Annotated in this window: 15 protein-coding genes, 8 tRNA genes and 2 rRNA genes; 23 read left to right on the top strand and 2 right to left on the bottom strand. The window is 38.2% G+C overall.

Features of this window, described 5'->3' with window-relative positions; all coding sequences use genetic code 11:
- From BMY13_RS13885 to BMY13_RS19545, 5 genes are all read left to right on the top strand, one after another.
- Positions 1-157 (top strand): 23S ribosomal RNA (locus BMY13_RS13885); the annotation flags it as partial.
- 189 nt (positions 158-346) lie between these two features.
- Positions 347-462 (top strand): 5S ribosomal RNA (gene rrf / locus BMY13_RS13890).
- A 96-nt stretch (positions 463-558) separates the two neighbouring features.
- Positions 559-633 (top strand) — tRNA-Asn (locus BMY13_RS13895).
- A gap of 7 nt (positions 634-640) precedes the next feature.
- Positions 641-713: transfer RNA gene (locus tag BMY13_RS13900), tRNA-Thr, on the top strand.
- Between the two features lie 238 nt (positions 714-951).
- Positions 952-1,122 carry a hypothetical protein gene (locus tag BMY13_RS19545; protein ID WP_175476815.1) on the top strand — a complete coding sequence of 57 codons (171 nt, stop codon included), beginning with the start codon at positions 952-954 and terminating at the stop codon, positions 1,120-1,122.
- 21 nt (positions 1,123-1,143) lie between these two features.
- Here BMY13_RS19545 and BMY13_RS13905 read toward each other — a convergent pair whose 3' ends face one another.
- Positions 1,144-1,872, bottom strand: a complete 729-nt coding sequence (locus BMY13_RS13905) for a YwaF family protein (protein WP_092493971.1) — start codon at positions 1,870-1,872, stop codon at positions 1,144-1,146.
- A 188-nt stretch (positions 1,873-2,060) separates the two neighbouring features.
- On the opposite strand from BMY13_RS13905, the gene BMY13_RS13910 reads away from it, so the two are divergent.
- From BMY13_RS13910 to rocF, 11 genes are all read left to right on the top strand, one after another.
- Positions 2,061-2,135 (top strand) — tRNA-Glu (locus BMY13_RS13910).
- Between the two features lie 57 nt (positions 2,136-2,192).
- A tRNA-Val gene (locus BMY13_RS13915) sits at positions 2,193-2,268 on the top strand.
- Between the two features lie 4 nt (positions 2,269-2,272).
- Positions 2,273-2,348: transfer RNA gene (locus BMY13_RS13920), tRNA-Thr, on the top strand.
- 39 nt (positions 2,349-2,387) lie between these two features.
- Positions 2,388-2,472: transfer RNA gene (locus tag BMY13_RS13925), tRNA-Tyr, on the top strand.
- Positions 2,473-2,487: 15 nt separating this feature from the next.
- Positions 2,488-2,558 (top strand) — tRNA-Gln (locus BMY13_RS13930).
- 44 nt (positions 2,559-2,602) lie between these two features.
- Positions 2,603-2,675, top strand: a tRNA-Lys gene (locus BMY13_RS13935).
- 203 nt (positions 2,676-2,878) lie between these two features.
- Positions 2,879-4,168 carry a hydroxymethylglutaryl-CoA reductase, degradative gene (locus BMY13_RS13940; RefSeq protein WP_092493972.1) on the top strand — a complete coding sequence of 430 codons (1,290 nt, stop codon included), beginning with the start codon at positions 2,879-2,881 and terminating at the stop codon, positions 4,166-4,168.
- Entirely contained in the window at positions 4,165-5,130 is a 966-nt protein-coding gene (gene mvk / locus BMY13_RS13945) for a mevalonate kinase (RefSeq protein WP_092493973.1), read from the top strand. The genes BMY13_RS13940 and mvk overlap by 4 nt, the downstream gene beginning before the upstream one ends.
- A gap of 99 nt (positions 5,131-5,229) precedes the next feature.
- On the top strand, positions 5,230-6,207 hold the full coding sequence (mvaD, locus tag BMY13_RS13950; protein WP_092505284.1) for a diphosphomevalonate decarboxylase: 978 nt from the start codon (positions 5,230-5,232) through the stop codon (positions 6,205-6,207).
- Positions 6,208-6,220: 13 nt separating this feature from the next.
- Positions 6,221-7,318, top strand: coding sequence for a phosphomevalonate kinase (locus BMY13_RS13955; protein ID WP_092505286.1), 1,098 nt, complete (start codon positions 6,221-6,223; stop codon positions 7,316-7,318).
- Between the two features lie 174 nt (positions 7,319-7,492).
- Complete coding sequence (gene rocF, locus BMY13_RS13960; RefSeq protein WP_092493976.1) at positions 7,493-8,395, top strand: arginase; 903 nt, start codon at positions 7,493-7,495, stop codon at positions 8,393-8,395.
- 119 nt (positions 8,396-8,514) lie between these two features.
- Here rocF and BMY13_RS13965 read toward each other — a convergent pair whose 3' ends face one another.
- Positions 8,515-9,174: a CPBP family intramembrane glutamic endopeptidase gene (locus BMY13_RS13965; RefSeq protein WP_092505288.1), complete on the bottom strand. Its 660-nt coding sequence runs from the start codon at positions 9,172-9,174 to the stop codon at positions 8,515-8,517.
- A gap of 410 nt (positions 9,175-9,584) precedes the next feature.
- Here BMY13_RS13965 and sigW point away from each other — a divergent pair, with 410 nt between their 5' ends.
- The 7 genes from sigW (at position 9,585) to BMY13_RS13995 (ending at position 16,291) form a co-directional block, all read left to right on the top strand.
- On the top strand, positions 9,585-10,148 hold the full coding sequence (gene sigW / locus BMY13_RS13970; RefSeq protein ID WP_092493978.1) for an RNA polymerase sigma factor SigW: 564 nt from the start codon (positions 9,585-9,587) through the stop codon (positions 10,146-10,148).
- A 6-nt stretch (positions 10,149-10,154) separates the two neighbouring features.
- Entirely contained in the window at positions 10,155-10,817 is a 663-nt protein-coding gene (locus BMY13_RS13975) for a zf-HC2 domain-containing protein (protein ID WP_425445159.1), read from the top strand.
- Positions 10,818-10,962: 145 nt separating this feature from the next.
- Positions 10,963-11,784, top strand: coding sequence for a diadenylate cyclase CdaA (gene cdaA / locus BMY13_RS13980; protein ID WP_092493980.1), 822 nt, complete (start codon positions 10,963-10,965; stop codon positions 11,782-11,784).
- Complete coding sequence (locus BMY13_RS13985; protein ID WP_092505292.1) at positions 11,777-13,000, top strand: CdaR family protein; 1,224 nt, start codon at positions 11,777-11,779, stop codon at positions 12,998-13,000. The genes cdaA and BMY13_RS13985 overlap by 8 nt, the downstream gene beginning before the upstream one ends.
- Before the next feature lie 117 nt (positions 13,001-13,117).
- Positions 13,118-14,461, top strand: a complete 1,344-nt coding sequence (gene glmM / locus BMY13_RS13990) for a phosphoglucosamine mutase (RefSeq protein ID WP_092505294.1) — start codon at positions 13,118-13,120, stop codon at positions 14,459-14,461.
- A gap of 575 nt (positions 14,462-15,036) precedes the next feature.
- The gene (locus tag BMY13_RS20080; RefSeq protein WP_425445162.1) at positions 15,037-15,240 is read left to right on the top strand and encodes a DUF7660 family protein; all 204 of its coding nucleotides are present in this window, start codon (positions 15,037-15,039) and stop codon (positions 15,238-15,240) included.
- A 445-nt stretch (positions 15,241-15,685) separates the two neighbouring features.
- Entirely contained in the window at positions 15,686-16,291 is a 606-nt protein-coding gene (locus tag BMY13_RS13995; RefSeq protein ID WP_092505296.1) for a plastocyanin/azurin family copper-binding protein, read from the top strand.
- The last annotated feature ends 106 nt before the right edge of the window (positions 16,292-16,397 follow it).

Below are 16,397 nucleotides of genomic sequence, written 5' to 3' on the forward strand. Positions count from 1 at the left end.
GCTGAAAGCATCTAAGCATGAAGCCCCCCTCAAGATGAGACTTCCCATCACTTCGAGTGAGTAAGATCCCTCAGAGACGATGAGGTTGATAGGTCCGAGGTGGAAGCGTGGTGACACGTGTAGCTGACGGATACTAATAGATCGAGGACTTAACTAATAATGACAAATTGAAAACATTGATGTGAAGCTCTTATTTAGTTTTTAGGGTACAAACTTTAAAAAACCCCTTGCATTTTCTCTTAGAAATGCATATAATATATTTTGTCTTTCAATAAGATTATTAAGGAAGTTCTGTTAAAATCGTTCACGTCCTGTGAACAACACAGAACGACCTACATCCTGTAGGTCTGGTAGCATTAGCGGAGAGGACACACCTGTTTCCATGCCGAACACAGTAGTTAAGCTCTCCAGCGCCGATGGTAGTTGGGGCTTTGCCCCTGCAAGAGTAGGACGCCGCCAGGCTATTTTTTATATACTTTTTTATAGTAATTAATAATTTTTTAGCCCGATGAGCACAATACATAAGGTTAAATTTCCTTGGTAATTATTTTAGATTATTCCACAGTAGCTCAGCGGTAGAGCAATCGGCTGTTAACCGATCGGTCGTAGGTTCGATTCCTACCTGTGGAGCCATTTTATTGCTTCCATAGCTCAGCCGGTAGAGCACCACCATGGTAAGGTGGGGGTCAGCGGTTCAAGTCCGCTTGGAAGCTCTTAGTTAGATAGAAGCGTTTAAACCCTCGATAAGGTTTAAACGCTTTTTTCATTGTTTAAGAAACTATAAATTTTGCTATGGATAATTGGATTCCCGAATCAGCCACGTCTAGCTCCGAAGTTCAGACGTACTAGTGCAGTTGTTCTTTGCAATTGCAACTAAGGCTTGTCTATAGGCCAAGTTTTCTAATTTTGTATATAATTGTTATAGTAAATAATTAGATAGGTGGTTTTAAAATGGGAAGTGGTTTATCATTGCTTTTAATTTTAGCAATTGTAGTAACTATAGCGGAAGTGCTTGTGGCGTATTTTTTGATCAAAAAACATAATATGAAGATCTGGCAATCTTTGTATACCTCGTTACCGGTAATTGTAATTGTTTGGGTAGTAGCTATTATGTATTCCTAACTGAAAAATCAACACACAAAGCTATTTGAGTGTTGATTTTTCACGTTTAAGTAATTTATAAATCTGTAGCTGAACAAAGAAGGCAATAAATGCTAACACACAAAGGTTAATATAATACCAAATACCACTGCCAAGCATGTCAAGTGGTGTGGTAGCTGTAGGTGTATGGGAAAGGTACAGGTAATTGGAATCTAAAAATGGATTAATAAAGAAGCCAATTATAATAGCATACAATAATAGGTAGCCAAAAGTTTCAAGTAATGATTTAAAATTGATCTTTAAGGAATTGGTTGCTACAAGAAAAATACTTGCCCATGAAATGGCAGTATGATGTATAAAAAACTTCCAAAAGCGATAGTGTGGAACATCATATGGCAGTTCTGGAGTAACTAGTGCCAGTAAAGCAGGAATAAGACCAATAAAAAAAGTGATTTGTATAAGCTTCCTATTGTGAGTAACTAATGCAATTGCACCTGTTATACCTGCAATTCCGCAAAGGTGTAATGGTGTGTGCTCACGCAAGCTCCATATTCCATTTACAGCTGTCCATGTTTGATAGGATACTTCTGATAAAATTAATAGGCTAAATAAGATCCAACGTATTATATTGTATAAAGTTGTGTTAGATAAGATTTTTTTTAGAAATAAAATAAATATTACGATTCCTATGAAATATATAAGTAGCATAATAATGTGACTTGTGCCAAACGTAATAAATGGTTCACCACCTAAAGTTAGCCAATACCACATGAAATACCCCCAAAATGATATCTATAATTACATTATATGTGTATTGAAAGTATTTGAAAATAAAAATTTCTTATTTCCCCTTTACAAAGATGCTGAATCTGTATATAATAAAATTCGTCGGTTTATGACAAGTTTTTTTTTAAGCATGTAAAAAAGTATAATTTCTTTCTTACATAAAACCATTGTAAGGCCCGTTGGTCAAGTGGTTAAGACACCGCCCTTTCACGGCGGTAACACGGGTTCGAATCCCGTACGGGTCACCATTAATTTAAAGCAATTAGGAACACATGTAAACCAAGTACTAGTACATCCTGAACATAGGAGGATTAGCTCAGCTGGGAGAGCACCTGCCTTACAAGCAGGGGGTCGCAGGTTCGAGCCCTGCATCCTCCACCATTATGCCGGTCTAGCTCAATTGGCAGAGCAACTGACTTGTAATCAGTAGGTTGGGGGTTCAATTCCTCTGGCCGGCACCATTTTTTTATGTATAATTTATAGTAATGTAGTTAAAATATGGAGGGGTAGCGAAGTGGCTAAACGCGGCGGACTGTAAATCCGCTCCCTCAGGGTTCGGGAGTTCGAATCTCTCCCCCTCCACCATAATATATATTTAATTGGGCTATAGCCAAGCGGTAAGGCATCGGGTTTTGATCCCGTGATCCTAGGTTCGAATCCTGGTAGCCCAGCCTTTTTTTATTTTATGAGGTTTTTCGGGCAATACTTATGACATGAGCCATTAGCTCAGCTGGCAGAGCATCTGACTTTTAATCAGAGGGTCGGAGGTTCGAATCCTCCATGGCTCATCAATTTATATGAAAAAACACTAGCGTAAATACATAACACATATTATAATAGCAGATAAACAAGGTCGTTATGATTACCAACAACCTTGTTTATTTGCATTTTGTACTGTTTTTTTACATAATAGATACAGTAATTTATTCATTAACTAAAAAACGAAAAATTTAACATATATAAATTATGCTAGTTAAAAGGATGAGATGGTATGAAAACTTCTAGATTTCCTGGTTTTTACAATATGACTGTGGAGGAACGCAGACAGTTGTTGACTACGATGGATACGTTCACTGATGAAGAGAAAGGTTATTTGTTTTCAAACGAGCCTCTTCCAACTGATACAGCGGATAAAATGATAGAAAACGTAGTCGGGACTTTTCCGCTTCCATTAGGATTGGGATTGAATTTTTTAATTAATGGGAATGAATATGTAATACCAATGGCAATTGAAGAACCATCTGTTGTTGCTTCGGCAAGCTACATTGCAAAAACTGTCAGAAATGCTGGTGGATTTACTACAGAGGCGACAGATCGCGTTATGATTGGTCAAATTCAAGTAGTAGGCTGTCCAGATTTTAAAGCAGCAAAAGAGGCTGTTTTAAAGGAAAAAGATGCATTGATTGCTGATGCTAATGCTGCATACCCCAGTTTAGTGGCTAGGGGCGGCGGTGCAGAGGATCTAGAAGTTAGAGTATTAAATGAAGAATCAGACTCAAAATATGGTCAAATGCTTATCCTTCACGTATATATAAATACTTGTGACGCAATGGGGGCAAATATCATTAACACAATGGTTGAGTCACTTGCACCGACAGTTGAGACCATTACGGAAGGGAAAGTATATTTACGAATCCTTTCCAATTATCCTGATCGTTGTCTTGCACGAGCGCGTTGCGTTATTCCTCCTGAATTATTACAAACAGACGGTTATACAGGCGAAGAAGTACGTGATGGAGTTATTCATGCCTATGAGTTTGCCGCATCTGACCCCTACCGCGCTGTTACCCACAATAAAGGAATAATGAATGGGATTGATCCAATCGTTATTGCAACTGGTAATGACTGGCGTGCTGTTGAAGCTGGGGCCCATGCACACGCAGCGAGGTTTGGGAAATATAGTTCGATGACAGAATGGTCGAAGGATGAGGGTGGAAATTTAGTTGGTGAAATAGAACTCCCTATGTCTGTCGGAACTGTAGGTGGTTCGACCCATGTTCACCCAATTTCTAAACTTGCATATAAAATCTTAGACGTTGATTCAGCACAGGAGCTTGCACAAGTTATAGTTTCTGTTGGACTTGCACAAAACCTTGGTGCACTAAAAGCCTTAGCAACCGATGGTATTCAGAAAGGTCATATGGCTTTACATTCTCGTTCTGTTGCCATAGCAGCAGGAGCTACAGGGGAGATGATTGATATCATTGCTGAACGATTAGTAGACGAAAAAGAAATCCGTGTTGGAAAAGCTAAAGAAATGGTGGAAGAATATATAAAATGAGTGCAGAAAAAGCAACAACTTCAGAACAAACAGCTATAGGTATAGCTCATAGTAAATTGATCTTAATCGGGGAACATGCAGTTGTACACGGACAACCTGCTATTGCGCTTCCTTTCCCGTTAGTAGGGGTGGAATCAGTGATTGATTATGTTCCAGGCTCGGTAAAGATTGATAGTACTTTTTACCATGGTCCGCTTGAATCTGCTCCAGAGTCGCTGGAGGGGCTTGCAAATTGTATTAAGGCAACCTTAAATTATCTTCAGTTACCATGTGAGGATCTTTTGATACGGATTAAATCATCTATACCACCCGGAAAAGGACTTGGATCAAGTGCTTCAGTGGCTATTGCGGTAGTGAGATCATTATTTGCCTATAACAATCAGGACTATGAAGAAGATGAACTTCTGACCTTAGCTAACATTTCGGAAACGTATGCTCATGGTGTGCCTAGTGGTATCGATACACTAACTATTACTTCGGACTTTCCAGTCTGGTTTGAGAAGGAACTGCCATCTGATTTTATCGAACCTAAGGGTGATTTTCACTTCATTGTTGCCGATTCAGGCAGAATGGGTGATACACGTTTAGCTGTTGAATCAGTTGCAAACTTGTTCAAATCAGCTCCAAGAAGAATACAGGCCAAGCTTGACCGTATTGGTGAAATTACGCATCGTGCAAGACATGCGCTTGAGAGTGCGAGCAAGCATTTATTAGGACAGATGTTAAATGAAGCACAAAAAGAACTGGAAGCACTAGGTGTAAGCGATGCGGGCCTGAACAGGTTAATCTACTTTGCGCGCCAGGAAGGTGCCTTAGGTGCCAAATTAACTGGAGGCGGAAATGGCGGTTGTATAATTGCCTTAGCACGTAATGAAGTACACTCTAGGCAGCTATCTGAAAAGCTGAAGAAATTCGGCGCACACACGGTATGGCCTTTTGTTCTAAGAAAGAAGCCTGAATAAGCATCATCATTAGACGTGGCTTATCATCAAGCCTTAGTTGCATATATGCAGTACGAGGATTTTTATATTTTCTAAACTGCGACACAGAGGGGATATACAATGAAGGCATCAGCCAAAGCACATACAAATATTGCCTTAATTAAATACTGGGGCAAACGGGATGAATCGTTAATACTCCCGATGAATAATAGCCTCTCATTGACTTTAGATGGATTTTATACAACGACAACTGTTGATTTTAGAGAATCGTTAACAGAGGACAGTTTTTATTTAAATGATCAACTTGTAAGTGGTGTGGAATATGAACGTGTCACATCATTTCTAGACCTAATTAGGAAATATGCAGGAAAACCGAATTTATTTGCAGAAGTTCATTCTACTAATTATGTTCCAACAGCTGCTGGATTTGCATCTTCAGCATCTGGGTTTGCTGCATTAGCAACAGCCGCTGCCAAATCGCTTGGACTTAAGATCAGTGATGAAGAACTTTCTATCTTAACCAGACAAGGGTCAGGGTCAGCCTGCAGATCAATTTATGGTGGCTTTGTAGAATGGGAAAAAGGAGACAGGTCTGATGGATCTGATTCTTATGCTATTCAGGTAGCACCTGCAAATCATTGGGATATTCGCGTCGCCGCAGTCGTTTTATCTTCCTCAGCTAAGAAGGTTTTGAGCCGGGAAGGTATGAAGCGGACAGTCGATACGTCTGCTTATTATTCCAGCTGGGTTGAGAGTATTCCAGATGATCTCAGTAATATTAAAGAGGGTATAAAGAATAGGGACTTTGCGAAAGTAGGAGAAATAGCTGAGGCTAATTGTCTTAGAATGCATGCCACTACTTTGGCTGCCAATCCACCTTTTACGTATTGGCGTGACACAACGCTGGCAGTAATGCAAACTGTTCAGGAACTGCGTGAAAACGGAGTTTCAGCATACTTTACGATTGATGCAGGTCCAAATGTAAAAGTTCTTTACCTGCCAGAAAACGAAGAAACGATACAAAGTACGCTCCGTGAAATACCTGGGGTAGATGACGTTATTGCAAGTCGAGCAGGTCAAGGAGTATCCTATATTTAGGAGTTGAACCGTATTGCCAACTACACCATTGAGCCTTAAAGTCCCAGGCAAATTAATGATAGCAGGAGAATTTGCAGTACTTGAAGCTTATCAAAACCTAGTCGTGATGGCGGTTGATCGTTTTGTTTATGTGTCATTAACACAACAGGATGAAAACCGCCTTTCTTTGCTAAACTTTGATTTAGCTAACCTCGAATGGACCTATAATGAAAAGAAGGTCAACATAAAGACAGCTGACAAGCGTGTAAAGTTTGTTGAAGATGCTATGTCAGTCGTATATACATATTTAAAAGAAATGAACGTCTCTTTAGCTAATTTTCATTTAGAAATCCGCAGTGAACTTGATGACGAATCCGGTCGTAAATACGGATTAGGTTCTAGTGCCGCTGTCGTTACATCTGTGGTTGCTGCCATTTTAAAAAAATACCTACCAAAAGAGCCATCCGCTAAATTGATTTTTAAGTTAGCGGCTATTTCGCATGTGAAGACACAAGGAAGTGGTTCAGGAGCTGATGTTGCTGCATCATCTTATGGTGGTTTTTTACAATATGCCTCATTTCAAGCAGAATGGCTACAGTACGAATATGAAAAGGCAGACACGATAAGGGAATTAGTTGAAAAGGATTGGCAGTATTTATCTCTTAAGCCAATTAAACTGCCAGTCAATGCATACATGTGTATTGGCTGGACAGGAACCCCTGCATCGACAGGGAAATTAATCGATAAAATCAAACGCCTTAAAACAGAGAATAATACATTATATGAGCAATTTCTTGAAGAAAGTAATAGGGCAGTAAGTACCTTTATCAAAGGAGTTACTGAGGAGGATGCTGCACTTATTGTTGAGGGTACGAAACGGAACAGACGAGCGTTAGCTACTGTTGGAAAACACGCTAATGCAGATATAGAAACCCCAATGCTGCAAAAGTTGTGTGATCTAGCTGAACTGCATGGTGGGGCAGGTAAACCATCCGGAGCAGGTGGCGGTGACTGTGGGATCGCATTTCTGCCATCTAAAGAACAAGCTCAGCAGCTAATGAAGGCCTGGGAAGAGGCAGGAATTAAACCACTGGATATTCAACTTAGCAAGATGGGTGCAACCGAGATATAAAAGCAGGGCTGTCTTCATTAGACAACCCTGCTTTTATTTATGCCAGTAAATCCTTCGCTATTTCAATCCGCTGCATCCAGCAATCATGTACAAGTGTATATATATACATATTTTTGTCGAGTTGAGTCATTGCTTGTTTTTTGGCTAAAATAAAAAGGTAGAGGAGGAATTCAGATGAAGAAAAATATGTCTATAATTGGCGTGCCGATGGATCTTGGACAAAGTCGGCGAGGTGTTGATATGGGGCCAAGCGCTATTCGATATGCAGGGGTTGTTGAAACACTTGAAAATTTAAACTACAGCATTAATGATTTGGGTGATGTACCAGTTTCCCGCCCCGACAGCAAATTTGAGAGACAGGAAGATAATTTGCGTAATTTGCAACAGGTGGCTGATGCAAATCAGAAACTTGCAGAAATGGTCGACAAGGAAATTAACGGTAATCATTTCCCATTAGTATTGGGTGGTGACCATAGTATTGCAATTGGAAGCCTAGCTGGTATTGCGAAACACTATGAAAATTTAGGTGTGATTTGGTATGACGCACATGGTGATTTGAATTCTGGTGATACATCACCTTCTGGGAATATACATGGAATGCCACTTGCGGTAAGTTTGGGCATTGGGAATGAAAAGCTAACGAACATACTTGGCTACCAGCCGAAAATTAAGCCTGAGAATATCGTGATCATAGGTGCTCGTTCACTTGATCCGGGAGAAAAGGATTTGATTAAAGAAAGCGGCATTAACGTATATTCCATGCATGAAGTAGACCGGTTGGGGATGCCAGCTGTAATGAGTCAGGCAATAGATTACTTAAAGAATCGTACAGATGGAGTTCATTTAAGTCTGGACTTGGACGGATTGGATCCAGAGGAAGCTCCTGGTGTTGGAACGCCGGTAATTGGCGGTTTATCCTATCGTGAAAGCCATTTAGCAATGGAAATGCTTGCAGAGTCCAATATCCTTACATCAGCAGAATTTGTTGAAGTAAATCCGATTTTGGACCACAAGAATAAAACGGCAACTGTAGCTGTTGGGTTGATAGGTTCACTGTTTGGTGAAAAGTTGAAGTAAGTAGTTTTGAAGTAAAAAGTGAATTGAGCATCGAATTGAAAGTAATTTGATGCTCTTTTTGTGTTCTACAAAGCATCAAATTCGTGTTGTATTGATTAGGGCGGACTTCTTAAGGTCTTTTAAAATACTGCTATTAACGCGATAATAATTATCCCTATGTCAGCAATTATATGAACCAGCCATGAGTTATAAATATTACTGGAGTTTTCATTGAGCCAGTTAAACACTAAACCTATCGTAAACAGCCCAATTAGTGCTAACAGGAATAATCCGATGTTAAACCAGGTAAGAAATATTGCTGTATGGTAGATCGCAAACAAAAACGATGAATATATATAGGCAAATAGCCGATGTTTCTGCTGTAAATTTTTAAAAATAAATCCTCTGAAAAAAATCTCCTCTAAGAATGAATTGCCGAATATAATATATATACTAATAAATAAAAAAGTATCTCCAGTAATGTTTTTCTGTGCCAGGTTTTCACTAATTTGAGCGAAGTCGATATGATCTTTTAAAACAAAATATGTCCCTATTAGAATGAGGGAAGCCCCAATTCCCAAACTGACACTTATTTTCAATCGCTTGGTGTCGATTCTTCGTGTCGTAAAGTAGGTGGTTTTGCTTTTGGTTATGTAATGAAAAATAAATAGTACCAGGAAGAAAATTATTACCTTTGCTATTGTTTTATATAGATACTCGAAAGAGAGAATTTGCTCAATGATAAACAATATTGCGATCGATAACGAACTGTATAATACAATTAAGTATTTATGGGTCATAGAAACACCTGCTATAGAGTTTCTTCTATTGTAACATTTTAGCAGAAAAAAAAGACATCCATTTTTGCATGTCTTTTTACCCTATATCTCTCTATTTTTGGCATGTTTAATAAGTAATTAAGTTACTATGGTATTCATTTAGAAGTATGTCTTATTTTCTGCTGGGTTGAATTACGAATTCAGAGGTCAATCCATAGGTGTTGCTTAAAGAAATTAAGGTATCACGACAATCCTCAATCTTTTCTAACAATATTGAATTATTTTCCACAAAACTGGTCTCCAATCTAGTATAATGTAGTATGAATTTACCAATTTAATATAATTATAAACAACTTTTAGAAAAGTTTTTGAAACCTTACACGATGTTGTTTCGTATTTAAAATACCGCATAGTAAGCGGAGGTACTAATAATGAACTTAATAATAAAAGAGAAAATAAAACAGGTTAAAAGAGGGGATCAGTCCGCCTACGAAGATGTTGTTTCATTTTACCAAAATAAAATTTACCAACATGTTTATCGGATGCTTGGAAACCAGCATGAGGCGGAGGATATTGCCCAGGAATCGTTTATTAGGGCATATATTAATATACACTCATTTGACGATCGACGTAAGTTCTCGACGTGGCTATACCGAATCGCCACTAATTTAACAATCGACCGGATACGAAAGCGTAAGCCGGATTACTATCTCGATGCTGAAATAAAAGGGACAGAAGGATTGGATATGTATTCACGGCTTGCGACTGATGAACCGGCACCTGAAGAAGAAGTAGAAAGAATGGAATTACAAAACTATATTCATCACGAAATATCTACACTTCCACCCAAATATAGAGGTGTTATTATTCTTAGGTATTTAGAGGAGTTTTCACTCCAGGAGATTAGTGAAATTCTGGATATCCCTCTAGGAACAGTGAAAACTCGAATCCATAGGGGCCGTGAAGCACTAAGGAAAAAGCTTCGTCATGTGTAAAGGAGTGTGATCAACTTGAACTGTAATGAAGAAATTATCGAGTTTATGCATAAGTATTTAGATGGTGATTTAACCAAACAAGAAGAAACGAATTTGCGCCGCCATTTGGAAGAGTGTGAGGCTTGCCAAAAACACTTTCATGAATTGAAGCGTACGATCACACTTATTCAGAGTGCCGAGCATATTTCTGCTCCAGCAGATTTTACAACTAATGTGATGAAAAAATTACCGACAGAAAAGAAACATGTAAGGTATAAGCGCTGGTTTAGGGCGCATCCGATTATTACATCGGCAGCAATATTCTTCATCTTTATGTTTAGTGGTATTTTCTCAGCTTGGAATCAGGAAAGTGAATTGGTTGTTTCCAAACAGGAAAACCTGATTATTCAAGGTGATACTGTTATTGTTCCGGAAGGGGTTACAGTATCGGGTGACCTATTAGTTAAAAATGGTAATCTGAGGATAGATGGAACTGTAGATGGCAATGTTACATTGATAAATAGTGAACTTGTGGATGACTCGATTGAAGGATCTGGTCTTATGGCATCTGCTGGTGAAGTAAACGGAGAGCTAAAAGAGGTAGATCGAATATTTGAATGGATCTGGTTCCACTTGAAGGATATGGTTGAAAGTATTTTCTCATTGGGACTAGTTTCGAATATGCATTAGAATAAAGGCCGAAGAAACCTGGTATAAAATCCGGGTTTTTTTGTGCTTGCAATATAACATGGTACAATACAAAATATGATATAATGGATATACTATTATTACATTTAGATAGGAAGGAACCATATGTGCGGAAGGAAGTGTGAACATGCTTGATGGGGGATTTGATTTTTTAAACCTGTTGAGAATCGTCATAGATATTGCTCTCGTCTGGTATGTTTTATATAAATTAATCATGTTAATTCGAGGTACGAAGGCAATTCAGCTTTTAAAGGGAATTGTTGTCGTATTGGCCGTTTGGTTGTTAAGCATCGCATTTGATCTACATACGATTCAATATATTACAAACCAGGCAATTGACTGGGGTTTTGTTGTCATAATTATATTATTCCAGCCAGAGCTTAGAAGGGCATTAGAGCAGCTGGGCCGGGGAAATATGTTTTCCAGAGGGTCAAAATCAGAGGAAGAAATTTTGGAACAAAAAATTGAAGCAATTGTTCAATCAAGTACTTATATGGCCAAGCGCCGTATTGGTGCCTTGATTTCAATCGAGCGTGAGACTGGCATTGGCGACTATGCTGAAACTGGTATTCCAATTAACGGTAATCTCACACATCAACTGCTAACGAATATTTTTACACCTAACACACCATTGCATGATGGGGCGGTAATTATTAAGGATGAGGAAATTATGGCTGCGGCCTGTTATTTACCGCTATCTGAAAGTCCGTTCATTTCAAAAGAATTGGGGACGAGACACCGTGCTGCAATGGGTATTAGTGAAGTAACGGATGCAATTACAATAGTTGTATCAGAAGAAACCGGAAACATATCATGTACGAAAAACGGCGAATTAAAGCGCGAATTGGACCGCGAGGGTTTACGTAAATACCTTCGTGATAATTTGCCATTATCATTAAGAGCCCCTGAATCTAAGACACGAAATCAGAGGGGGAAAGAAAATGGATAATTGGTTTAAAAGTCGATGGTTTGTCCGTGGTATTTCACTATTTTTTGCAATAGTCCTGTATGTCTTTGTGCAAGTGGAGATAGGGCAATATCAAAACGATTCACGAATTCCAAATAACAATGAAGGAATTCAGACGATTGAGAATGTCCCAGTAAATATACGAATTGATGAAGATAATTATGTAGTAAGTGGTGTACCGGAAGTGGCTACGGTTTCGTTAGAAGGTCCAACAGGTACAACGACAGCTGCAGCAAGACAGCAGAATTTTGACGTGTTTGTCGACCTGCAAAATCTTGAAGAAGGTACACATACAGTTGAGATGCAGCATAGTGGTGTTCCAGATGAGCTTACAGTATATATAGAGCCAAAAACAATTGAAGTAATAATTGAAGAGAGAGCATCAGAACAGTTTGATGTCGCAGTTGACTTTATTAATACCGAACAACTTCCAGAGGGATTTGAAGTAGGAGAATCAGAAGTAAACCCGCAAACCGTGACAATTACAAGCTCAAGTGATGTTATTAGCAAAATAGCAATTGTTAAAGTATTTGTGGATGTTGCGGAACTTGAGGAAAATATTGATAATCGGGAAGTTCCAGTTAATGTATATGATGCCAGTGGGAATGAGCTGAATGTTAGAGTCGAACCCGAGAGTATAGCTGTTTCTGCTGAAATTCAAAATCCGAGTAAGACAGTTCCAGTAACCCTGTCGACAACCGGAGAACTGCCTGAAGGGTATTCATTGTCCTCCATATCTGCTAATGTAGATGAGGCAGAAATATTCGCAACAAGTGATGTTTTACAAGGTATAGAAGAAGTTTCAACAGAAGATATTGATTTGTCAGAGATAGACGAGTCTGGCACGATTAATGTTGGACTAGCATTGCCAAATGGTGCCAATGCACCAGAAACAGAGCAAGTTGAGGTTACAATTGAACTTGAGCAGACGAAAACTGTTGAGGATGTTCCGATAGATGTGGAAAATCTTGAGGAAGGACAAGAAGTTTCGTTTGTTGAACCTGCAGAACCGGTTATGAATATAACTGTTGTAGGTAACCAAAGTGATGTTAGTCAACTTACAGCAGAGGATTTTCAGGTAACAGTGGATGCCGGAGGACTAGAGAGTGGGGAGCATCAGCTTCCGGTAACAGTTGAAGGTCCTGAGAATAGTGAAGTAGATGGCCAGTTTGGTCAAGTTACAATAGAAATTACATGATGATTTTATAGGATTGATAGGGATAGTGTTTTATGAAATGGATTAGGGAGTAATTAAGTGCTTTAAATCCACAATGCTCTCACAATTGGTTAAATGGATGTAAAGGAGAGATCCAACATGGGAAATTATTTTGGAACAGATGGTGTTAGAGGAGTAGCAAACACTGAATTAACACCAGAGCTGGCATTTAAATTAGGCCGCTTTGGCGGTTATGCATTAACAAGAGATATAAAGAAGCCGAAAATTCTAATTGGGCGCGATACACGAATCTCCGGACATATGCTAGAGGGTGCCCTTGTAGCAGGACTGCTTTCTATTGGTGCAGAGGTTATGCGCTTAGGAGTTATTTCTACGCCAGGTGTTGCCTATTTGACAAAAGCAACAAGTGCCGAAGCAGGAATCATGATTTCTGCTTCACACAATCCGGTTGAGGATAATGGTATTAAGTTTTTTAGACCAGATGGCTTTAAGTTAACAGACGATCAAGAGAATGAAATCGAGCAATTAATGGAAGCTGAGGATAATCTGCCTCGCCCGGTTGGTGCTGATGTTGGACTAGTTAACGATTACTTTGAAGGCGGACAAAAATATCTTTCTTTCTTGAAAGGGACAATTGATAATGACTTTGATGATATGCAAATAGCGATAGATTGTGCACATGGATCAACATCCAGTTTAGCTACACATTTATTTGCAGATCTAGAAGCAGATATATTCTCTATTGGTTCTTCTCCAGACGGTTTGAATATCAATGATGGTGTTGGATCAACCCATCCAGAAACTTTGCAGGCATTTGTAACTGAAAAGGGTGCCGATGTTGGGCTTGCCTTTGACGGTGATGGTGATCGCTTAATTGCAGTAGATGAAAAAGGAAACATTGTTGATGGTGATCAAATTATGTACATTTGCGGCAAGTACATGAATGAAAAAGGTGTACTGCGCCATGATACGGTTGTATCAACTGTTATGAGTAATATCGGCTTTTATAAAGCGTTAGAAGAAAATGGCATGCGCAGTGATAAAACGGCAGTCGGTGACCGTTATGTAATGAAGGAAATGGTTAGAGGTGGTTATAACCTTGGTGGTGAGCAGTCCGGACATATTATCTTCCTTGATTATAATACAACAGGCGACGGCATGTTATCCGCGATCCAACTTATAAATGTTATGAAAGAAACCGGAAAGAAATTATCAGAGCTTGCAGATGAAATGGAAATTTATCCTCAAGTACTGAAAAATATCCGAGTGATCGATAAGAAGAGTGCACTAACAAATCCTAGAATCAATGAAGCAATCGAAGCAGTGGAAAAAGAAATGGACGGAGAAGGGCGAGTTCTTGTACGTCCATCTGGAACAGAACCGCTGGTACGTGTAATGGTGGAAGCACCAACGAAGGAAGCATGTGAAAAATATGCTGATCAGGTTGTCACAGTGATTGATGACCTGCTTGGGATGAAATAATAGACTGTGATGGGCCATCAACTTGTATGCTAAGTTGATGGTCATTTCTTATTAGGTATAAAAGGATTTTTGGTTAAATTACAGTGTAATTTGTACACCAATTTGTTAGCTAACAATAGCTAGTTTAATTCTCCAACTTGACTTACAAATTTATATACGAATTGGCATATTTAAACTTACAATATATTGGAAATTGTTTAGTTTTACTTGATTTTACAAGGTATTCTGGATATTCATGTTAAAATAAATAGAGATTGTGAAAGATTACACTAAGACTAACGCAGCAAAATAGTGTAAGAAGAGTTAATGATGAATTTTCCCACTGAAGGTTATCATTAACAGTTAAAAATAAAGCAGAACAAGCATTAACCCTGAGATTCAAGTCTTAGCCGAAAGAAAAGTTGTACAGGATGGCAACATTATATCTCCTGTGGTGGAGTTTCTTCAGGAATTAATATGGCACTATATCTTGTTGAGCAAATCTCGGGGAATCTACTGCTGAAAGAACTGCTAAAACTATCGAATTTATAATATAGATTGTTCATTAAAGGGGTCATTTTCTGAATACCGAAAGCATTAAAAGTGAGGAAGAATCGGTTTCCTTTATTGATAAGTTAAAGAATGATTTTGAGGCTAATAAAAATTACTGGGAATCCTATTCCTTGACGATTACTTTGAAGCAATTAAAGGTAAATATAAAGGAGACAAATTCCTTGCCATGTAATCGAAACTGGAGTTCTTTTGTCGAAATTTTAATAGCTGGGAAATTTTATGAGTAATTTTCTTATTGCGTTAACGAATCTGATTTGTTAATGCTGCTAAAAGAGAAACGGTTGAATTTATAGAAGAATTCAAGATTAAACTAAATGAAACAAAAGAATTTTCAATTCTACTTGCTCTCTAAGATGATATTGATGCAATTGATTTGGAGATTGACTTTAAGGGAAATGTAGTTGAAGGAAATGAAAAAGTACCTTTTGAAATAGTTGGGGCATTAAGTTCTCTTGTTGCAAGCCCTTAAATTTTATTAATCAACAAAATAAGCTAATAGATACTAATTCCTAATTACATTACCGGGTGCAAGAGCTGAACAAGGAGTTGAGTTTTTACGAAAATACCTTGTTTTACGAACGACGCAATTTTATAAAAACAGAGATGCTTTTTAAAAGAATTTTTGTTAAAGTTGTATAAAGTTGATAAAAAATACTATGGAGGATTTAATTGATGGAAATAAAACAAAAAGGGATTTATTTAATAGGTAGTGCCCTTGTTACAATAGGTTTGCTTGCTGGTTGTGGAAGTAGTGAGGAATCTGCTCCAGAAAAGGACAAGCCAGTAGAGGAACCAAAACAGCAACAAAAGGAAGAAACGGAACAACAAAAAGATAAACCCATTGCTTCAGAAGAATCAAAAAATGATAATGTAATTAAAATATCTGCGTTTGAGATGGGTTATACGCCACCTTCAGTTACTTTGGAAGAAGGTAAAGAATATACTTTAGTATTGAAAAATAACGGAAAAATCTTTCATGATTTAACTGCAAAAAAACTTGATGTAAAAATCACTCATATGGGAAAGATGCCTGACCATCCTGAAAAAATGTCTTTTTCAGATGAAATTGATAAAATTTTGGGTTTAAACAAGGTTCATGCTAGTGGTAGTCACGATGATGGTCATGGTGAGGAGGAAAATTACATTCATATGAACGCCAGATCTGGTCAAACAGTTAAAATTAAGTTTATTCCTCAAGAAACAGGAGAATTCAAGTTCTTTTGTAGTGTTCCAGGACATGAAGAAGCTGGAATGCACGGAGGAATCGAAATTGAATAATAAATAACAACAACCTCCAAAAATATGGAGGTTGTTGCTATTTATAAAAGGCTTTTACATTCAGAAATATATGTTTTTCGTTATTTAGGTTTTTTTATATGTGATG

Source organism: Virgibacillus subterraneus (assembly GCF_900110695.1).
Lineage (GTDB): Bacteria > Bacillota > Bacilli > Bacillales > Amphibacillaceae > Lentibacillus > Lentibacillus subterraneus.